We start from the raw sequence: 20012 nt of genomic DNA on the forward strand, positions 1-20012 counted from the left end.
TCGCGTCCCGCTTATCGCACCTGGATCAGTGAGCGATTCACGCAAAGGCAGGGTCGATACGAGGGGCTTCAGCGCTTCGATGGATTCAGCAGCTTGAAATCGATGAGATGCTGTTTCAGCTGCGACGCACTGATAGGTTTCAACAGGTAGGCATCGCATAACGATCTGTAGGAGGAGCTGACCGTCTTGAGATCGCCCAATGCAGTCGTCATAAAGATTTTGACGCCAGAGGTGGACAGCACTCCCTCACGTTCTTCAATCAACCTGATCTGTCGAAGAGCTTCGGTGCCGTCCATTTCCGGCATATGCACATCCATGCAGATCAAATCGTATCTTCTTCCTGTTTTGAACACAGCGCCGAAGGCGTCAACGGCTTCCCTTCCATTGACTGCTACATGAGAGTCTCCGTAAGGAAGAAGGATGCCCTGCAACATGGCTCTCGAGGCGAAGTCGTCTTCAACGAGGAGAATCTTCAGTCTTGCCCTGCGTCGCAGGGTAGCCGGAAGAGATGCGTTGGCAACAGCGAATTGATTCCGCGAGCTGTCTTTGTTGTCATGGTTCAGGGTTTGATGCTTTCGCGCCTTGAACTGCTGTCGTACTCCACTTGCTCTAGACATAATGCCTCAGGGTTTCAAGTCTGCCTCAGGATTAGGCGCCTGGTTACCGGTCACTTTGTCCAGTTCCGAATGACCGCCATGAGAAGTTCCGCCTGTGACTCCAGATCGGCAATCAAAACCGGCAGTTCACACGCGATTTCGTTCTGTTCAATCCTTTGTGCAACGTTGCTGAGGGCTTCACCGCCGACATTCGCGGCTGAACCCTTGATGGTGTGAATGGAACCCTGAAAGGCTTCTGTTGCGCCTTTCGCCATGCTTTCTTTAACTTCGTTGAGCAGAGCCGGCAGTCGACCAGCGAAGATGGCTGCGATTGCCCGGGCAAACTCTTCGTCGCCCATCATCCGTTGAACGAACGCCTCCCGGTTGAAGACATCGCAGTCAAGGTGTCGCCGCAGCATGATTCCCTCCTCCGACGCAGACGCCGAGGGAGCGTTCAAGTCTCTGACAGCGGCAGAAGTATTCCATCGTCGCGCTCTCGCGTAGCTCATTGCAGGTGGAACCCGATTGACTCCCTCATTGCTACCTATCGTCAGAAGCGGGATCACCCATGAGGGGAAGCGGACTCCGCAGCAGATGAGCGCGGAGAGATTGCTCGCTCAAATCTGCCGATAGACAAGCCAGAACCATGTGTGATGACTGCGGCATGTCGCCGATGTATGACAAGGAACCCTCGCCGCTGGTGGTGGTTGTCGATGATGAGCCCAGCGTTATCCGATCGCTGACCGGATTTCTAGAACGAGCAGGATTGCGCACGGCGACTGCAGGCAGCTGTTCGACAGCTCTGCAACTGATCCGCTCAAAACGCCCCGATCTGATCCTGATGGATGTCGGACTGCCCGACGGTTCAGGCCTTGATCTTTGCCGCCTGTTGCAGACGGAAGGAACGACGTCGAGGACGCCGATCCTTTTCATTTCTGCGCACGATGATCCCTCTATCAAGGTGCGCGGTTTCGAAGCCGGGGGATTGGACTTTATCACAAAGCCGATTGTGGGAGTTGAGGTCATTGCCCGAGTGCGAACGCATTTGCGGCTCAGACAGGCGTACGACCGGTTGTCAGAGCTTCATGCAGAACGACTGCACAACCTGGCAAGCGCGCAGCAGACTCTTATGCCGGCACTGAAGGATGATCACCCGACGCGGTTTTTTGCTTCGATCCGGCAGGCGTTGACCGCGGGAGGCGACTTTTATGACGTGATTCCGACCGGCCCGGAGGTTGTGGATTATCTGGTGGCTGACGCGAGCGGGCATGACCTTGCGGCATCGCTATGGACTGCTTCATTGAAAGCACTGACTGCAGAATTCGCGACTCCCCTGAATACTCCCGGGGACATTGTGCATGCGCTGAACAGCTCATTGCACCACTTCATGCCTTCTGGGGCGTTCTTCACATTGACCTATGCAAGGCTCAACCATCGCACCAGGCGTCTTTCCTTGGTGAGCGCGGGTCAGCCGCCAGCGATCGTCATACACGCCACTGAAGAGAAGCCGCTGATCCTGAGGGTGGAAGGCGACGTGCTTGGAGCCTTCCCGGACGCTGTCTTTGGGAATATCGAGACGACCCTGCAGCCAAGCGATCGGCTTTGGCTCTATACGGACGGCCTGATTGAGAACGGCTGCACGCACGATCTTGGTCTGAGTCGACTCATCTCGGCCTGCATTTCCCGAAAGGATATGCCGCTTGCCATGGCAGTTCCCTCGGTGGTTGACGATCTGATCGGTGATCGCAGTGCAAACGACGACCTTCTGCTTCTAGGAGTGGATGTCTAATGTCGTCTTCTCGGCGGAAATCAATCTGCAAATTCAGTCGGGAGATTGCTCTGCGCCTGGAGGCAGCCGAGCCGCTGTATGTAGAGCTCCGACTTTTTGTGCAGAGTGCAGGACTGGCGAGTCTTTGCTTCTCGATTGAACTGCTGGCGAGGGAATGCCTTAACAATGCAGTAATTCATGGCGCGCCCGCTGACGCCGATAACACAGTTGGTCTGACCCTCTCTGTTGGCCGGAAATGGATCCGCCTCACAGTAGAGGATCACGGCCCGGGTTTCCGGTGGCAAAAGACACGGGAGGGGCTGCCGGACAGCGTCACGCCGTCCGGTCGCGGACTACAGATTTGCATGCTGTATGCAGAACGAGTCCGATTCACTCGCAGCGGAAACGCTGTGGAGATGTGGCTTGAGAAGCCGAGAGAAAGGGATGACCAGGATGGCCGCATGCAGTGTGAAACGCGAACAAGAAGACGTATTGATTCGGCTTGATGGAAATCTGACCGCACTTGTCGTCCCCGACCTTCAGGCAGAGCTAAAGAACCTGCTGACTGAGGGGATCCGCAGGCTCACTTTCGACCTCGCAGAAACAGCAATGCTCGACTCGACAGGTATCGGCTTGCTGATCGCAGCGACAAACACTGCGATGCGTACTGGGGGAGAGCTTCGCGTGATCAACGCGTCGCCCGAGATCTTTCGGTTGCTGCAGAACATGAGGCTAACGGCACGTCTGAATGTGAGCGCCAGAGTCGCATAGGAGCGCCTTGATGGATTCAGAACTGAATGTGGCACTTAACGATGAACTGCTTGTGGAGTTCATCAGCGAGTCTCGGGATCACCTCACTACGATTGAGTCGGACCTTCTGGCCATGGAGGAGGGAGGCTCCAACATCGATTCTGAGTTGGTGAACAAGGTCTTTCGGGCAGCGCACTCGATCAAGGGCGCAAGCGGATATTTCGGGCTAACGAAAGTGAAGGAACTTGCCCATCGCGCAGAAACTGTGCTCGACATGATCCGCTCCGGCAGGATCCCACCGAATGCCGAAGTGACGAACCTGCTGCTGTGCGCTTTCGATCGACTGCGCGAGATGATCAACCGACCGGGCGAGAGCAACGGGACGAACATTGATGACCTGGTCGAGAGCCTGACCGCTCTCGCCTCCTCTTTTCTTCCGGGAGAGAAGAAGTCCTCCGTTTGGGAACGGGTCACGCTTGAGCCTCAGGGTGGCGGCGCACCGGTCATGCTATCGAAGTTTGACTATGAACGGGCGAAAGATGCCGGCAATCGCTTCTACGTCGTGGAAATGGATCTCATCCATGACATCGAACGACGCGGCGAAAATGTGCTCGCAGTGTTTCGCAGATTGTTTGCTGCCGGACAAGTCGTGGATTGCGAGGTCGACTTCGAATCGGTTGGGACGCTTGATGATCCGATCTGCAACCGTGTGCCTTTGAAGCTTGTTCTCGCAACTACGCTCGGTCCTGACAAGATCGACGTTCTGTTTCCGGAGATGCAGGACAGAGTGAAGCTGCTCAGCGAGCATTCCGCGGAAGCGGCGAAAGAAGGATCTGAGAAGACGAGAGAGGATTCTGTCGCTGAAATGCAGGCAGTTCTCGAGACACCGGGCAGTGAAGTTGCACAAGCGCAGACGTCACATACATCCATCGGAACATCGCGCCCGGTAAAGTCAAACTCAACGGAGGATAGTGTCCGCGTAAATGTAGCAACGCTGGAGTTGCTCATGAATTTAGCCGGCGAGCTTGTACTCGGCCGTAATCAGCTGCGAGCTTCTATCGCGCAGAAGAACGGGCAAGCTCTCGATGCCGCCGATCAGAGGATCAACCAGATAACGTCGGAGTTGCAGGACGCTGTCATGCAGACCCGGCTGCAGCCGATTGGAAACGTGTTCGGTAAATTCCCGCGGCTCGTGCGTGACCTAGCTGCTTCCCTCGGCAAAGAAGTGCAGCTGGAAATTCAAGGCAAGGAGGTGGCTCTCGACAGGAGCATTATCGAGTCGCTCTCCGATCCATTGACCCACATGGTGAGGAATGCCGTCGATCACGGAATCGAACCTCCGGAGATCCGTATTCGAGCGGGAAAAGCTCGTCAGGGAGTACTGAATCTCGACGCACGCCATGAAGCAGGGCACGTGGTCGTAGAGATTGCCGATGATGGGCGCGGACTCGATGCCGAGCGGATCGCCAAGTCGGCAATGAGTAAAGGTCTGGTGACTGCCGAGAAGCTGGACCGGATGACCGCAAAGGAAAAGATGTCCTTGATTTTCCTGCCAGGTCTCTCAACCAACTCAGAGGTCAGCGAGATTTCAGGCCGGGGAGTTGGGATGGATGTGGTCAAAACGAACCTGGATAGGCTCGGCGGAAAGGTGGAGATCATCTCTACGGTGGGGAGCGGGACCAGGTTTCGCATCAAGCTGCCGCTGACCCTGGCCATCATTCCATCGCTGATTGTCTCTGTTGAAGGTGAGCGCTTCGCTATTCCACAAATCAATGTTGAAGAGATGTGTCACGTGGTTCCCGGCCAGGGGAGAGCCCGCGTCGAAACCGTGGGCAACGCCCAAGTGTTGGTGTTGAGGGACCGCCTCATTCCGCTGGTGCGGCTCGGCGAATACCTTTCAGCAGGAGAGATCTCGGATCGGAGGGGCTCGGAGAGAGACTCCCAGCGCGAGAAAGGCGACGCGTCAAACATCGTTGTGGTTACAACGGGCGCCCAAAGTTATGGGTTGGTTGTAAGCGGTTTCCACGATGCCGAAGAGATTGTGGTGAAGCCACTCGGAGGCCACTTGAAGGGACTGGAGGAGTATGCAGGCGCCACCATCTTAGGGGATGGTTCACTCGCCCTGATTCTCGACGTTGCCAACCTTGCTGTTAAAGCGAGCCTGAGTGCGACCGGTATTTCCGATACCGCCGCAAAGATCGCCCACGAGGACGCATCGAACGACCGGCATACTTTTGTCCTGTTTCACAACCCGCCCAACGTGCTGTGCGCTCTTCCCCTGAACACTGTGAGGCGGATCGAGCGCGTTGATGCCGCTTGCGTGGAGATGATCGGCGGTAGACGCACGATGAAACTCGATGGTGGCCTGCTGCCGCTGGCAACATTATCAGACGCTGCGCAGGTGGAGCCGATTCCCGCCTCTGGTGAACTTGCAGTCATCCTCGCCACAGTACGTGGAGTAGACATCGGGCTGCTTGGAACTTTGCCGGTTGACGTAGTGGAAACCAGCGGGAGCGTCGAACATACGACCCACCGGCAGAGCGGAATCGCAGGATCGACAATCATTCAGGGCAGGACGGCACTTATCGTCGACCTCTATGAGCTGGCTGATTCGCTGCTTCCGGAACGCGGAAACGGAAGACTGGCAACAGAGAGGCCAGAGCCGGGAATCGAGCGACAGCTGACGGTTCTGCTGGCAGAAGACTCGGACTTCTTCCGGTCGCAGATTGAGCGCTTCCTCAAGGAGGATGGCTATGCGGTGCTGGCGGCGAATGACGGAGAGGCTGCGTGGGAGTTGCTGCTGAGAAGCCTGGACGAAGTGAGTGCAGTTGTCACCGACATTGAGATGCCGCGGCTTGACGGCCTGGGTTTGACGCGGCGGATTCGAGCCGACGCTCTAACCGCACACCTGCCTGTGATTGCGCTGACTTCGCTGGCTGCGGACGATGATGCGGCGCGCGGGCTGGCCGCCGGTATTAGCGACTATCAGACGAAGCTCGACCGAGACAGGCTGCTGGAGCGATTGAGGGAATACACGCATGCGGCAGCAGCGGCCAATGTTTGAACCGGAGATGAGAATCGCGGAGCCTCTCGCGAAGTCTCGCTTCGAACGGGAGGGCTCCGGCCAATGAAAGGGAAGGTACTGTAACGATGAAGATGCGCGGACAGTTGATGCTCGCATTCGCCGCGGTTCTTGGACTAGTGACGATCTCATCCATGGTGGTGTATTGGAGAACCGTGGAAATCAAAAGCAAGCTCGGACGGTTCAAGCAAGTGCGAATGCCTCTTACGCTCGCGGTGGCCGCTATCGATTCAGACCGGGAGCGGGCCAAATCCGAGATAAGAGCTGTATTTCTCGACGTACGACGCGGGGATCTGAAGTCAGCGCAACTTTCAAAGCAGAGGTTCGAAGATGCGTGGAAGGATCTTAATGGAGCTTTCGCGCCGCTTCCCGAACTCAGCAAGAGCTTCGTCTTGCAGGCCAACAAGGACCGCGTAGCCCGGCTTGCCGATGAACTTCCGAAGATGGAACGAGAGGAAGGCACCATTATTGCTGAAGCGATCGCGGGGGGCCAGAGACGCATCACGGCGGTGGAGAACGACTACCGGACGCGGGTTCAGCCGTCGGGCGATGCGGTTATGACGGTCACCGATGAACTGGGCGACAGTTCTACGTCATTGATGAAGGATGACGTTGACGAGAGTACCCGGTTCCAGAGTCAGTCGGAGATGATCCTGATCGTCACGACCTTGCTGGCGGTCGGGGCCGGTATGGGCATTGCGATCGTGCTGAGCGGACGCATGGCGACCGTTCTGTCCCTGGTGGCAAACCGACTCAAAGCCATTGCAAGTGGAGACTTGAGCGGCACGAGGCTGCCGCAAACGATTCTTGAACGACCTGATGAGTTCGGGGAGTTGGCAGTGGCGTCTCAGACGATGTCTGAGAATCTCCGCACGTTGCTGGGCGACATCTCCGCGGGCGTGCGCACACTAGCGGCGTCTGCGAGCGAACTCACGGCAGTGGCGAACCAGACCGCCGAGTCTACCGCTTCGACGATGAACCGGGCGCGAACAGTGGCGGCGGCAGCCGAGGAGACGAGCGCGAACACAATCTCGATCGCGGCAGGCATGGAACAGTCTTCGAGCAGCCTGTCTTCCGTTGCTGCGGCAACCGAGCAGATGAGTGCCACGGTTGGGGACATCTCCTCGAACACTTCAAGAGCTCATGCCATCAGCGAACAGGCGACTGCGCGGGCCCAGACCATTGCTCAGCAAATGCAAAAACTCGGCCAGGCCGCGCAGGAGATTGGCCAGGTGACCGAGACCATCACCCACATCTCGGCTCAGACCAATCTGCTGGCGCTGAACGCGACGATCGAAGCGGCTCGTGCCGGGACAGCAGGCAAAGGCTTTGCTGTGGTGGCCAGCGAAATCAAGGAACTGGCCAGGCAAACGGCGGGGGCCACCGAAGACATTAAAGCGCGCATCGGCGGTATCCAGCGGTCGACCGGAGCGGCCATCACCGACATTGGACAGATCACGACGGTGATCAAGGATGTGGGAACGATCGTGACCAGCATCGCGGCAGCCATTGAGGAGCAAGCTACGGTGACCCGGGATGTGGCCGGCAACATTGCCCAGGCTTCGAGCGGCGTGCGCGATGCAAATGATCGTGTATCACAGACCGCGCAGGTATCGAGAAGCATCGCAGAAGACATCAGCAACGTCACTGCGGCGGTTACGGAAATCGAGAGGGGCGGCGAACACGTTCAGGACCGCGCGATCGAATTGACTCGCCTAGCGGAGCAACTCGGGGCACAGGTAGCTCAGTTCAGGGTTTAGAAGGACGTGTAGATCAGGCCCATGCCGCGACCGGTCGGCAGTGATCACCGGGAACAGGAAACAAAAATGTTCAGACGAATGAAGCTCTCCGGCAAGGTCGCAGGAACGGTGGTAGCCGTTCTTGCGGTTTCCTCGATTATCAGTTTCTGGATAACGCAGCGGCGCATCAACCGGCAGGCAGAAGAGGCTTTCCGGGACAAGATTCGCCAGATTACCGGAATGACAACGGCAACGCAGCGCTGGTATTCGAGCAATCTGGATACTCTGGTCCCGGGCGGGAAGTTCAAGAGCCTCAAACAGGTTCCAGTCGTAGCGGCATGGAGCGTCGCAGAAGCGTACGCACAACGGAACGGGATGAAATTCAGCACACCCTCCCTGGCGCCGAGGAATCCTCTGCATCGGCCCGATGAGTTTGAACGGCGCGCACTGCTCGCGTTTCAGGCCGATCCCAATCTGCAGGAATTTTCAGAGCGGGAGGGCAGCGGAGATCGGCAGGTCATGCGTTATGCGCAGCCGGTTCGCCTGACACAGGATTGTCTGGTTTGCCACGGAGATCCCGCCGGATCGCGAGATGCAGTGGGAGGAATCAGGGAAGGCTACAAGGTTGGCGATCTTCGCGGCGCGTTCTCTGTCACGGCTTCGACCGAGGAACTGGTATCAGCTTCAAACGCCAACTCTGTGGCAACGTTTCTGCTGTCGATGTTGACGCTTCTCGCATCATCGGCTGCAGTGTACCTCGCGATTCGCAGGCTCGTGATTAGGCCGCTGGGACGCTCGGTTCAGCTTGCCAACCGGATAGCGAACAGCGACCTGAGTTCAGCTGATCTCGCCGTGGAGTCGGAGGACGAAATTGGCGACGCAACGAAGGCTCTGAACGCGATGAAGAACAGTCTTCGTCAGCTGCTCGCAGCGATCTCAGCTGGTGTTCAAGCACTGAGCGCCTCGGCGGCTGATCTGGCCGCTTCCTCAAGGCAGACCGTATCCGGGACTGCGGAAGCATCGGAGAAGGCGCACACGGTAGCTGCCGCGGCAGAAGAGGCAAGCGCTAACACGATTTCGATCGCTGCCGGCATGGAGCAATCATCGAGCAGCCTGTCCTCGATAGCCGCAGCAACCGAACAAATGAGCGCCACGGTGGGCGACATCTCGTCGAACACTGCCCGAGCGCACATGATCAGCGAACAGGCGACTGCACAGGCTCAAACCATAGCCGGGCAGATGCAGAGGCTTGGGCAAGCCGCGCAGGAGATCGGCAATGTAACTGAGACGATCACAAACATCTCGGCTCAGACCAATCTTCTCGCTCTCAATGCGACGATTGAAGCCGCCCGTGCAGGAACGGCTGGCAAAGGTTTCGCCGTGGTCGCCAACGAGATCAAGGAGCTGGCGCGCCAGACTGTGGATGCAACGGAGGATATCAAGGCGCGTATCGGCAGTATCCAGCAGTCTACCGGAGCAGCGATTACAGAGATCGGACAGATCACGACGGTAATTGGAGATGTGGGCACGATCGTGACAAGCATTGCGGCGGCGATTGAGGAGCAGGCAACTGTAACGCGAGACGTGGCCGGGAACATCGCCCAAGCGTCACAAGGCGTGCGCGACGTCAATGAGCGGGTTTCACATACGGCCGTCGTTTCGAAGAGCATCGCCGCAGATATAGCCGGAGTCAACGGTGCAGTAAGTGACATACGCCAGGGCGGAGAGCGGGTGCAAACGAATGCAGCCGATCTCTCGAGACTGGCAGAACAGCTGGGCGCGCGAGTAGCCCAGTTCAAGGTCTGAGGTGCACGATGCAGGAAAAAGTCGTCAACTCTGAATATGCCGGTGAACTGCTGGTCTGCACCTTCGCACTCGGCGAAAACGGGGTTTTCGGGATCGATGCCACGCTGGTCCAGGAGGTAGCGATGATGGGCGAGTTGACTCCGGTCCGCCATGCACCGGCTTTTGTGGCAGGGATTCGCAATCTGCGGGGGCGGATCATCACGGTTATCGATTTGTGCGAGCGGCTCGGGCTTGGCGTGGTTCGCGCCACTCCGGAGACACGTCTTCTGATCGCAGACTGGAATGGAGAACCGGTTGGCCTGCTGGTGGACAGGGTTGAGGGGACACTTGCAATGGAAGCCGGCGCTCTGCAGCGCGCCCCATCCAATATATCGAACGTGCAATCGGAGAAACTTCGCGGGGTCTTCCGAACGGGACACGGGCTGGCAGGACTTCTGCACCTGCCCTCCGTACTTGACGGCAACAGTGGAAGCGACACGTCGTTGGCTGAGTAAATCGGCAGAGGAGGACTGCGTGAAGGTCTTGGTTGCTGACGATTCCGTTCTCTTTCGACGTCTGCTCGCCGACGTCCTCGCCACGATCCCGGGTGTGGAGATTGTCGGAACTGCCGCAAACGGCAGGATCGCCTTGCAGAAGGTGAAGGAATTGAGTCCCGATCTACTGACGCTTGACATTGAGATGCCTGAACTGGATGGCGTCGGAGTGATCGACGCGCTTCTACGCCAGGGATACCCCAAGTTGGAAGTGCTGGTGGTCAGTTCGACTTCACCGCGCGCCGGCGATCTTACGATGCAAGCGATGGAGAGAGGCGCATTCGACTTCATATCGAAACCGGAGGCGAATGATTCCGATCAAGCCAGGCGAACGTTGCAGTCGGATCTGGTGCCGAGACTTCGGGCGATTGCGCATCGTCTCGAGGTTCGATCTATCCTTGGAGGAAAACGGTCGCAGGAGCAGCCAAGTGGGCCATCGACGGGGCCGGACGCTTCTCCAGAGCAGACGTCTGTCGAGCGAGTCGCCGGGCGTATGCAGCGTATATTTCGTCCTGCCAGGCCGGAGATGGTGCTGATCGGTGTCTCGACAGGAGGGCCAAAAGCTTTGGGTGAGCTACTTCCGGCCCTTCCGCGAGATCTTGGTGTACCGATCGTCATTGTTCAACATATGCCTCCCGTATTTACGAAGTCGCTCGCAGACAGCCTTGCTTCAAAATGCCTGGTGCGAGTGGTCGAGGCGGTGCAGGGCGAGGCGATCGTGGCGAATACGGCCTATATTGCTCCGGGCGGCCGCCATCTGCGATTGGACACAAGCGCTGATGGTCGTCCTGTGGTGAACTTGAGCGACGATCCGCCCGAGAACAATTGCCGGCCTGCTGTTGACTGTCTACTTCGTTCGGCAGCAAACCGGATTCCGGGACGTTCGTTGGCGGTAATTCTGACGGGCATGGGGAATGATGGGACTCTTGGCTTGCGCCTGCTCAAGAGGCACGGCTGCTATGCAATCGCGCAAGATGAAGCGAGTTGCGTTGTATATGGCATGCCGAAATCCATTGTCGATGCAGGGCTGGCCGATGTGGTTCTGCCTTTGAACGCGATCGCACCGCACATCGTTGCGGCAGTGCGTGAAGGACGGCGATGACCGTAGTACTGCGACGTGAGGAGATGCCGGCATGGTCGCGGTATATACAGGACATTTGCGGCGTTCATCTGGATGACTCGAAGGGCTACCTACTGGAGACCCGCCTCGGGAGCTTGCTCGTCGAGGTTAACGCATCGAGCTTTTCAGAACTTGTGCAAAAGGCGAAGGCGGATCGGACAACGCGCCTGCGCAATAAGATCATTGAGGCGATCACGACCAATGAAACTTCCTTCTTTCGAGACAGTGCGCCGTTCGATCTACTGCGGCACAAACTGATTCCTGATCTGATTGATAAGAGGAGCAGCAACGGCGGCCGCGTCACTCTTCGAATCTGGAGTGCGGCGTGCTCCACCGGACAGGAAGCTTACAGCACCGGGATTGTGTTGAAGGAGTTGCTGGGCGACCTTAGCCGGTACGACATCAGGATCCTGGGGACGGATATCTCGAATAAAGTTGTCGCTCATGCGAGTTATGGAGAGTACAACCGGCTAGAGGTGGAACGGGGTCTGTCTCCGGATGCCGTCGCGCGCCACTTCATTCGATCAGGAGATCGATGGAAAATTCGGGATGAGATTCGAGCGATGGCAAGTTTCAGGACCATGAATCTGCTGGAGCCGTTTTCATTTCCGACACCCTTCGACATCATTTTCTGTCGCAACGTAGCGATCTACTTTACCGACCCGGATAGAACCAGGCTCTTCCAGAACCTCGCGAAATGCCTGGCTAAAGATGGCGGCCTTATCATCGGCGCGACCGAATCAATCTCGGGATTTTGTCAGGAGTTGGAGCCTAAACGCTACCTGCGCTCCGTCTTCTATCAACGGAAGCAGTAGAGATTTGCACTACAAACGTATGTCACTTGTCTTCAGTCTCTGCTCCTGACCCTCCGTCAGTCGATGCGAGCTGGCGAGCGCGCAGTCTCGCCGAGGCCTAGGATCCAGGCGGTTCACGAAATGGCTCAACGGGAATGTGCTCATAGTGCACCTCCAGCACGGTGAGATGCTCAATGCCGCCTGGCGCTCGCAGAACTACTTCGTCGCCTTCTGCAGATTTCATCAACGCGCGCCCCAAAGGAGAGACATAACTGATGTGGTTTCGAGTGAGATCGACTTCGTCGGTACCGACGATGCTTACCAATCGCTCCTCTCCGGCTTCGTTGGCATAGCGTACAGTAGCGCCAAAGAACGCTCTGAGGGCAGCCTGGCCCGACCGTGGAGCCTCGGGATCTACCACTTCTGCCGCTTCGATTCGCTTGGTGAGAAAACGAATTCGGCCGTCGATCTGCCTCAGGCGGCGCTTGCCGTACTGATAGTCGGCGTTTTCACTGCGATCGCCATTGCCCGCAGCCCAAGCTACCATCTCCGCCACAGCCGGGCGGTCCCGGGTGAGTAGAAAGCGGTGCTCGTCCTTGAGGCGCTGCAGTCCGCCGGGGGTTATGTAGTTCTTGACTTCCGGCCCGGAATCATCTGGTCTCGGTCTTCTGGTGAAACCTTTGCGCATCTTCTTAGTCCTTCCTCTGCGAGGTCAGGACGCGCGCAGCCGGACCATCTTTTGTGATGACGACGGGTTCAATGTTGCCGTTTTTATCAAAGACCATCTTGTCGATGGCAAGGACGCGTTTGCTGATGCCTTCGGAGTTGAGAGGATGACGGTGATACACGATGTACCAATCATCGGTGTTCGGAATGTGCAGCACGGAATGGTGACCTGGGCCCTTGGCGATGGCGGGATCGCTTTGCAGGATCTTTCCTACGCGCGTGAAAGGACCGCTGGGGCTGTTGCCGCGAGCATACGCCACGCCATAGTCAGCGCCGCCCCAATCACCCTCAGACCACATGAAATAGTAGACGCCTTTACGTTTGATCATGAAGGGCCCTTCAACATAGTGCTCTGGCGTGATCTCTTTGTAGAGTTGCCCATCCGACATCGGAATCACTTGCTTCAGATCATTGGAGAGCCGCGCGACTACACAATGGCCTTGTCCGCCGAAGTAGAGGTAAATTGAGCCGTCGTCATCGCGGTAAACCATGGGATCGATAGGCTGCGCTGCATCCTCGAAGCGGCCAATCAGCGGTTTCCCGATAGTGTCGATGAAAGGCCCGCCGGGATTATCACTCACCGCAAGGCCGATGCCTCCCTGGAATTTCTCTGTTTTTTGGATGTCGTTGGCAGCGAAGAAGAGATAGTACTTGCCGTTGAGGTGAATTGCAGATGGGGCCCAGACGGCATACGCAGCCCATTTGACATTCTCGATGCTAAGCACTGAGGTGTGCCTGGTCCAGTGGATGAGGTCGGGAGATGAGAAATCGTCCAGGCCTGTTTGAAGAAGATAGTCCTGATGGATCACATGTTGTTTGCGCAGCTCGATCTGGAGTGCATTGAAGGCAGGCTGCTCGATGACGGGGTCATCGGCAGAGACGCTGCGAGTCGGATAGATCCAGTACTGGTTCTCGAATACCCGAACCTCTGGATCAGCATAGTAGCCCTGCGCCGACAAGGCTGCGGTTGACTGCGGATAGAGCGGCAGTGTTGTGCAGGTCATCCCAAGCAAGAGGAGGTTGGAGAGGCAACGCGGAACGGACATTAATTCGATTTTATGATCCGAGTTTGAGGCCGATGCCGACCTGATCCCTGAAATGTGCGTGGGCGTTCGGTTCACTCCCCTGTTCCTTCGCAGAACCTAAGGGTCTTGTGTTTTGTTCGAGTAGTTCTCTTCAATCCCCCTACCGGCCGGAGCTTGGAGATAACGGTTGCGGACGGACCAGCTGGAGCTGATTCCAGTCGCCATTGAGCTGCCCGTTGGGATTGAAGTTCGGATCGTCACTCATGTACTCGTAGGAGCCATTCAGCCAAGCGTGATCGGTACCGGCAGGCATGGCGTGATGAGGATCCTGAACGGCGACTGGAACGATAGCGTTGTTGTTGCAACCACCATGAAATGGAGGCACTTGCAAGCTATTCGACAGGGCTTCCGCCAGCCCTGCTGATTTCCGAATCCCTGGTGATGGGTAGAGCCGGATCACGTTGCTTTGCGAGTGCTTGCTTGGTAATGCCTGCTCACTGATTGCAAGAACGCTCGTTAACCGTCTCCGATTCAAACCTTGACCACGAGCGGCTAGGTTTCAGATCTGTTTTCGGCTGGTCTACGCCGGTGTCCGCATGTCGCACCCGGATGAGATGAATATCCACTGGTCGAGAGCTAAAGGGCGGCTTCCGCCGAGTACGTGCCCAAGACTGAAGATTTATACTTTCAGAGACCGTAAAGGAATTCACGGAAAGGAGTTCTCTGCAGAGTTCACTGTGTTGCGGAGTTTTCCGCCCTCCTCAATTGTGTCAACGGAGGTTAGCATCTCCGGCTGACATCGAGGATTTGGCGCGGCAGCGGTTCGTGAAGCCCACAAGGGCAGTACCGACGAGAATCAGGCAGGGGACAGCGGGCAGGGGGGCGAGAGTTTATGGCAAAGTCAGTAAACAAAGTTATTCTTCTCGGCAACGTTGGAAAGGATCCGGAGATCCGTTCCACGGGCGGAGGAACCATGGTTGCGAGTTTTACCCTGGCTACCAGCGATCGCACGAAGGATCCCCAGGGTAATTGGCAGGATCGTACAGAATGGCACAACCTGAAGGCGTTTGGGCGCACCGCGGAGATTGTGCGCGATTACGTCAAGAAGGGGCACAAGCTCTTTGTCGAGGGCAGAATTTCGACTAGTAGCTGGGACGATAAAGAGTCCGGCCAGAAGAGGTATCGAACCGAGATCATCGTGAATGACCTGTCTCTGCTTTCTGGACGAGATGACGGGGGCGGAGGAGCAAGTCCGTATAGCCGGCAGTCCAGCTCGACGAGCGCAATGGATCAGAGGCAGCCCGCACACCAAGACGAGTATGCGCAGTCGGCCGAGATCTCAGATGACGATATCCCGTTCTAATTGACACCAGCTCAGACGCCGAAGCAACGCGAACCGCCCCTTACCGGGCGGTTCGCCATTTAGAGCCTTTTTTTGGTGCAGTCCAGGTAGTGTCACGATGGTGCCATACAGCGGGCGAGGAAGATGCCACTATAATCATCGGAACTTAAACCAAAAACCACCATGTCAATCGCCGATTCCGATGCTCTTGAAGCACCCGCAATCTCTGAGGCCCGACGCAGCGAGCGCGGCTTCTGGGCACTGATCGCAACACAATTCCAAGGTGCGTTCAGCGACAACGTCCTACGCAACCTCCTGCTGGCGATGATCGTCGGCATGGGACTTGGGAAAGACCAGCGCGACAGTTTTGTCTCAATGGTCACCTTCCTGTTTTCTATGCCGTTTGTGCTTTTCAGCATGACGGGCGGATGGCTGGCCGATCACTTCAGCAAGCGCCAGGTGACGATCTGGACCAAGATAATGGAGATCGGCGCGATGACGATCGCCGCCGCCGGACTGGGGCTGCACATGCGAAGCCTGACGCTGCTCGCGCTGGGACTGGTCGCAACGCAGGCAGCGCTGTTCGGACCCTCAAAATATGGACTGCTTCCAGAGTTGCTGCCGGCCAAGCGCCTCTCCTTTGGTAATGGCGTGATCGAGCTGGGAACTTTTCTGGCAATTATTCTGGGGACCGTCGCCGGAGCCGCAATGGCCGAGCGATTTGCGGGACGTGAGGCCTATGCGGGCTATCTTCTGATCGCTTTTGCATGCGCCGGGCTTGGAACGAGTTTGGGAATCGATCGCGTCGGTGCGGCAGCACCGCAGAAGAAGTTTCACGCGAACTTCGTCGGCGATCTCTGGCGACAGGTCAAGCTGATGCAGCAAGATCGACCACTCTTCCTCGCGGTGGTTGGCAACACGTACTTCTGGTTTCTTGGTTCGCTGCTCTTCTCTACCGTTGTTGTGTACGGACCAGATGTGTTGCACGTAGGTCAGACAAAGACTGGCTACCTGAACGCGGCGCTCGCCGTGGGTATCGGAATCGGCAGCATGATTGCGGGACTCATCAGCAGCAACAAGATCGAATATGGCTTGATTCCGTTGGGTTCGATTGGCATGACCTGCACGGGCATTGCGCTGGGTACGACGCATGTGGGTCTAGGCGGATCGGCTGTGCTTCTTGCGACTCTTGGATTCTGGGCTGGATTCTTTGCCGTGCCTGTGAATGCGCTGATCCAGCATCGCCCTGCCGAGGCGGATAAGGGCGGAATCATCGCCGCTGCAAATCTGTTGTCGTTTGTAGGCATCGCAATCTCTTCCGGTGCATACTTCGTGTTCACGAAGTTTGTTCACCTCAATCCTCGTGGCGTGATCTTGGCGGCATCGTTGATCACAGCAACAGGGACTGCTTACGTTTTATTCCTACTGCCAGAGTGGTTCGGGCGGCTGATTCTCTTCTTCCTCACGCACACGATTTATCGTGTCAAAGTTCTCGGGCGGGATAATTTTCCAGATAGATCAGGGGCGCTTCTGGTGTGCAATCACATGTCGTTTGTGGATGCCTCACTGCTCATTGCGTCAACCGACCGACCTATCCGCTTTCTGGTGTACAAGGGTATCTACGAGAACCGCTTCGTATATCCGTTCGCCAGAATGTTGAAAGCTATTCCTATCTCCGGCGAGCAGCGGCCGCGGGAGATGATCCGCTCTCTGCGAACTGCGAGTGATGCGCTGCGCAACGATGAAATTGTCTGCATCTTCGCGGAGGGCCAGATTACGCGAACGGGCCAGATGCTTCCCTTCCGCCGAGGACTAGAGCGCATCATCAAAGGTATTGATGTTCCTATTATTCCCGTGAACCTTGACGGTGTGTGGGGCAGTATCTTCAGCTTCGAACGCGGGCGATTCCTATGGAAGATGCCCCGCCGGATCCCTTACCCAGTCACGGTAAGCTTTGGCTCTGCAATGCCATCAACGTCGTCAGCGCTTGAGGTGCGTTCTGCCGTTCAGGGACTTCAGGCGGAAGCATTCGTGCAGCGCAAAGGACGGATGGTCACGCTCGACCGCGCGTTTGTGCGCACAGCCCGCCGCTTCCCGTTGCGTTTCATGATGGCGGATGGCAAAACGCCGAAGGTTCGTTTCTTTTCCGCTCTTACGAAGGCCATCTATCTTGCGCGGCGAATTCGGCCGGCGATCGGAGACCAGCAAATGGTTGGGCTTCTGCTGCCCCCATCAGCGGGAGGAGCACTGACCAACTATGCACTTACTCTGCTGGGTCGCGTTCCCGTGAATCTGAATTACACCGCCTCCAGCGAGGTAGTTGCGTCATGTGCGAAGCAGTGCGGCGTGGATGTCGTCATCACGTCCAAGGCTTTCGTTGAGCGGTTCCCAAAGCTGGAGATTCCCGGACGCATTCTGTTTCTGGAAGATGTGCTGGCGTCGCAACGAGCCTTTGAAACGCTCCTTGCATTTGCGGTTGCGGTGGCAGCGCCACAGGATTTGCTTCGCAGGGTCATCGGAGCCTCGCCGGTGCGGCGCAGCATCGATGACCTGGCGACGGTGATCTTCTCGAGCGGCAGCACCGGCGATCCAAAGGGAGTGATGCTGACCCACTACAACATCGCGTCGAATATTCAGCAGGTATCGCAGGTTTTCATGCTGGGTAGCGGCGATCGGATCCTTGGCATTCTGCCATTCTTTCACTCGTTCGGATTCATGGCTGCGCTATGGATGCCAGCAGCAAACGGGATCGGCGTGGTCTACCATCCCAATCCGCTGGACTCCAAAGTGATCGGCGAATTGGTTTCTCAGTATCGAGTCACGTTCCTGATTGCAACGCCAACTTTTTTGCAGGCCTACATGCGTCGGTGTTCGCCGGAGAGCTTCGGCAGCTTACAGTATGTGCTTGTGGGAGCGGAAAAGCTGCCCGACCGCGTTGCACTCGGGTTTGAGGACACGTTCGGCATTCGTCCGCTGGAGGGCTACGGCTGCACGGAGTGCTCTCCGGTGGTGACTGTGAATACACGAGATTTCCGGGCGCCGGGTTTTCGCCAAGTCGGCTCACGCCGCGGGAAGATCGGCCATCCGCTCCCGGGAATTACGGTGAAGGTAGTGGACATCGAGACCGGCGAGCCTGTTAAGCCGGGGCTACCGGGCATGCTTCTAGTGAAAGGCCCGAACGTGATGAAGGGCTATCTCGGCAGGCCTGAGAAGACGGCGGAGGTGCTGCACGATGGCTGGTATACGACGGGAGACGTGGCGGTGCTTGAAGACGACGGCTTTCTCACCATCACCGACCGGCTGTCGCGTTTCAGCAAGATCGGGGGCGAAATGGTTCCGCATGTTCGGATCGAAGACAAGCTTCAGGAACTCGCTGGGGTCACCGAACAGGTTTTTGCCGTTACCTCTCTGCCGGATGATAAGAAAGGCGAGCGCATCGTGGTGGTCTCTACGCTTTCCGACGACAAGCTGGGGCAGGTGATCGAGAAGTTTGCCCAGTGCGATTTGCCGGCGCTCTGGAAGCCTCGCAGCAATCAGTTCTTCCATGTTGAAGCGCTGCCCGTTCTCGGCACCGGCAAGATCGATCTGCGCGGGGTAAAGGCTCTGGCGTCTGCAATGGCTTAAGCAAAAAATGAGGCCTCAGGCGCGAATCCTGCAATTTGCATCGCGCGTGAGGCCTTCGCTCAGAATGGTCGTCTGCTACCAGCGTGTGATTGTCAGGTTATCGATGTATGCGTTCGCAGTACCGTAGCCGCCAAGCCCGTCAATCTGGAAGTTGGTCAGCAGAGTCGGTCCCCATCCGAGGGCGAACGCCGCCGGAACTGTCTCGTTGATGCTCTTCTGCACGCCATCAAATGTCACGTTTTTGTAGGTCACATTGCCGCTGTTGTCTCGCGAGTAGGCCACCTGGACGTGATGCCAGGTATTTCTGGTCCAGTTACGTGGATTGCAGGGAACCGAGGAGTGCAGCCATTCATCGACCGGATGATCAGGCGTCCCGGCGTTCGTGGTGTAGTCCCAGGTGCTCGTGTAGCCATCACACTGGAATCCGTAGATGATCGTCTGCCCATTGCCAATCACCTGGTTCATGTCCATCTCGATATTTGCGATATCCGTTGCCGTCGAGTCCAGATAGACATAGACGTCGTAGAGGAAATTGTGCGCATTTGTGTCTGCGCCAAATGAGGTCCAATACCGCTCGCCGCCTGAGTAGCGATAGCTGGTGACGAACTTGCGGGTAGACCCGCTGAGAGAGGGAGAAGAGGTCACGCTCATCGACCCGCTGGAGATGCCATTGGTACCCGAGTCGCTGGCTTGCTTCCAATAGTAGTTTGATTTCTGAAGGCCGGAGACGACCGTCGCGCCTGACGGTGAGATGGCCGATGTTGAAGTCGATCCGGAGCCCACTGAGATTGCTACATCGGTAACGCATGCGGCACCCTGGTTTCCCCATGACTTGACATGCAAGGTGTGCGAACCGGACGAGGACGAGACCGTGGCATTGATGGCGCTACTGTAAAAGACGGTTGTGCTCGTGCTGCTATCGATGGAATAGCCCATCGATGCGATCGACTGACCGGAGCACGCGGACGCGGTCGCAACCAGGTTGAAAGGCGAGCTCACCTGAGAGCCGTTGGTGGGCGATGTAACGGTAACGCTGGAAAACGCGGGCACTGCTGAGACGATCAGCGCAAGACTAGATACTGCGAATAAATATTTCATTCGGGCACT

The 20012-nt window shown here is 57.0% G+C and carries 17 protein-coding genes; 11 read left to right on the forward strand and 6 right to left on the reverse strand.

Features of this window, described 5'->3' with window-relative positions; translation table 11 throughout:
- Positions 1 to 68: 68 nt before the first annotated feature.
- Positions 69 to 617 (reverse strand): response regulator, encoded by a 549-nt coding sequence (locus DHV10_RS12365; protein ID WP_275425917.1) that lies wholly within the window; start codon positions 615 to 617, stop codon positions 69 to 71.
- Positions 618 to 667: 50 nt separating this feature from the next.
- Entirely contained in the window at positions 668 to 958 is a 291-nt protein-coding gene (locus DHV10_RS12370; RefSeq protein ID WP_162601472.1) for an Hpt domain-containing protein, read from the reverse strand.
- 284 nt (positions 959 to 1242) lie between these two features.
- Here DHV10_RS12370 and DHV10_RS12375 point away from each other — a divergent pair, with 284 nt between their 5' ends.
- From DHV10_RS12375 to DHV10_RS12415, 9 genes are all read left to right on the forward strand, one after another.
- Positions 1243 to 2385: a PP2C family protein-serine/threonine phosphatase gene (locus DHV10_RS12375; RefSeq protein WP_109486693.1), complete on the forward strand. Its 1143-nt coding sequence runs from the start codon at positions 1243 to 1245 to the stop codon at positions 2383 to 2385.
- A complete protein-coding gene (locus DHV10_RS28265) occupies positions 2385 to 2870 on the forward strand; it encodes an ATP-binding protein (protein ID WP_109487147.1) in 486 nt (161 codons plus the stop codon). The genes DHV10_RS12375 and DHV10_RS28265 overlap by 1 nt, the downstream gene beginning before the upstream one ends.
- A complete protein-coding gene (locus DHV10_RS12385; RefSeq protein WP_162601473.1) occupies positions 2833 to 3135 on the forward strand; it encodes an STAS domain-containing protein in 303 nt (100 codons plus the stop codon). The genes DHV10_RS28265 and DHV10_RS12385 overlap by 38 nt, the downstream gene beginning before the upstream one ends.
- A 10-nt stretch (positions 3136 to 3145) precedes the next feature.
- Positions 3146 to 6178, forward strand: coding sequence for a hybrid sensor histidine kinase/response regulator (locus tag DHV10_RS12390; RefSeq protein ID WP_109486695.1), 3033 nt, complete (start codon positions 3146 to 3148; stop codon positions 6176 to 6178).
- A gap of 86 nt (positions 6179 to 6264) precedes the next feature.
- Positions 6265 to 7956: a methyl-accepting chemotaxis protein gene (locus tag DHV10_RS12395; protein WP_109486696.1), complete on the forward strand. Its 1692-nt coding sequence runs from the start codon at positions 6265 to 6267 to the stop codon at positions 7954 to 7956.
- Positions 7957 to 8022: 66 nt separating this feature from the next.
- The gene (locus tag DHV10_RS12400; RefSeq protein ID WP_162601474.1) at positions 8023 to 9741 is read left to right on the forward strand and encodes a methyl-accepting chemotaxis protein; all 1719 of its coding nucleotides are present in this window, start codon (positions 8023 to 8025) and stop codon (positions 9739 to 9741) included.
- Between the two features lie 8 nt (positions 9742 to 9749).
- Positions 9750 to 10235, forward strand: a complete 486-nt coding sequence (locus DHV10_RS12405; protein ID WP_109486698.1) for a chemotaxis protein CheW — start codon at positions 9750 to 9752, stop codon at positions 10233 to 10235.
- Between the two features lie 19 nt (positions 10236 to 10254).
- Entirely contained in the window at positions 10255 to 11376 is a 1122-nt protein-coding gene (locus DHV10_RS12410; RefSeq protein WP_109486699.1) for a protein-glutamate methylesterase/protein-glutamine glutaminase, read from the forward strand.
- The gene (locus DHV10_RS12415; RefSeq protein ID WP_109486700.1) at positions 11373 to 12209 is read left to right on the forward strand and encodes a CheR family methyltransferase; all 837 of its coding nucleotides are present in this window, start codon (positions 11373 to 11375) and stop codon (positions 12207 to 12209) included. The genes DHV10_RS12410 and DHV10_RS12415 overlap by 4 nt, the downstream gene beginning before the upstream one ends.
- A 97-nt stretch (positions 12210 to 12306) precedes the next feature.
- On the opposite strand, the gene greB is transcribed toward DHV10_RS12415, so the two are convergent.
- The 3 genes from greB to DHV10_RS27120 form a co-directional block, all read right to left on the reverse strand.
- Entirely contained in the window at positions 12307 to 12876 is a 570-nt protein-coding gene (gene greB / locus DHV10_RS12420; RefSeq protein ID WP_109486701.1) for a transcription elongation factor GreB, read from the reverse strand.
- Between the two features lie 4 nt (positions 12877 to 12880).
- Positions 12881 to 13960, reverse strand: coding sequence for a glycoside hydrolase family 43 protein (locus tag DHV10_RS12425; protein WP_239461595.1), 1080 nt, complete (start codon positions 13958 to 13960; stop codon positions 12881 to 12883).
- 139 nt (positions 13961 to 14099) lie between these two features.
- Positions 14100 to 14252: a hypothetical protein gene (locus tag DHV10_RS27120; RefSeq protein WP_162601475.1), complete on the reverse strand. Its 153-nt coding sequence runs from the start codon at positions 14250 to 14252 to the stop codon at positions 14100 to 14102.
- Positions 14253 to 14831: 579 nt separating this feature from the next.
- Between DHV10_RS27120 and DHV10_RS12435 the strand changes: the two genes are divergently transcribed.
- Positions 14832 to 15302: a single-stranded DNA-binding protein gene (locus DHV10_RS12435; protein WP_109486703.1), complete on the forward strand. Its 471-nt coding sequence runs from the start codon at positions 14832 to 14834 to the stop codon at positions 15300 to 15302.
- Positions 15303 to 15464: 162 nt separating this feature from the next.
- Complete coding sequence (locus tag DHV10_RS12440; RefSeq protein ID WP_109486704.1) at positions 15465 to 18905, forward strand: acyl-[ACP]--phospholipid O-acyltransferase; 3441 nt, start codon at positions 15465 to 15467, stop codon at positions 18903 to 18905.
- A 75-nt stretch (positions 18906 to 18980) separates the two neighbouring features.
- Here DHV10_RS12440 and DHV10_RS12445 read toward each other — a convergent pair whose 3' ends face one another.
- Positions 18981 to 20003 (reverse strand): Ig-like domain-containing protein, encoded by a 1023-nt coding sequence (locus DHV10_RS12445; protein ID WP_109486705.1) that lies wholly within the window; start codon positions 20001 to 20003, stop codon positions 18981 to 18983.
- Positions 20004 to 20012: the final 9 nt, after the last annotated feature.

Source organism: Occallatibacter savannae, from assembly GCF_003131205.1.
Taxonomy (GTDB): domain Bacteria; phylum Acidobacteriota; class Terriglobia; order Terriglobales; family Acidobacteriaceae; genus Telmatobacter; species Telmatobacter savannae.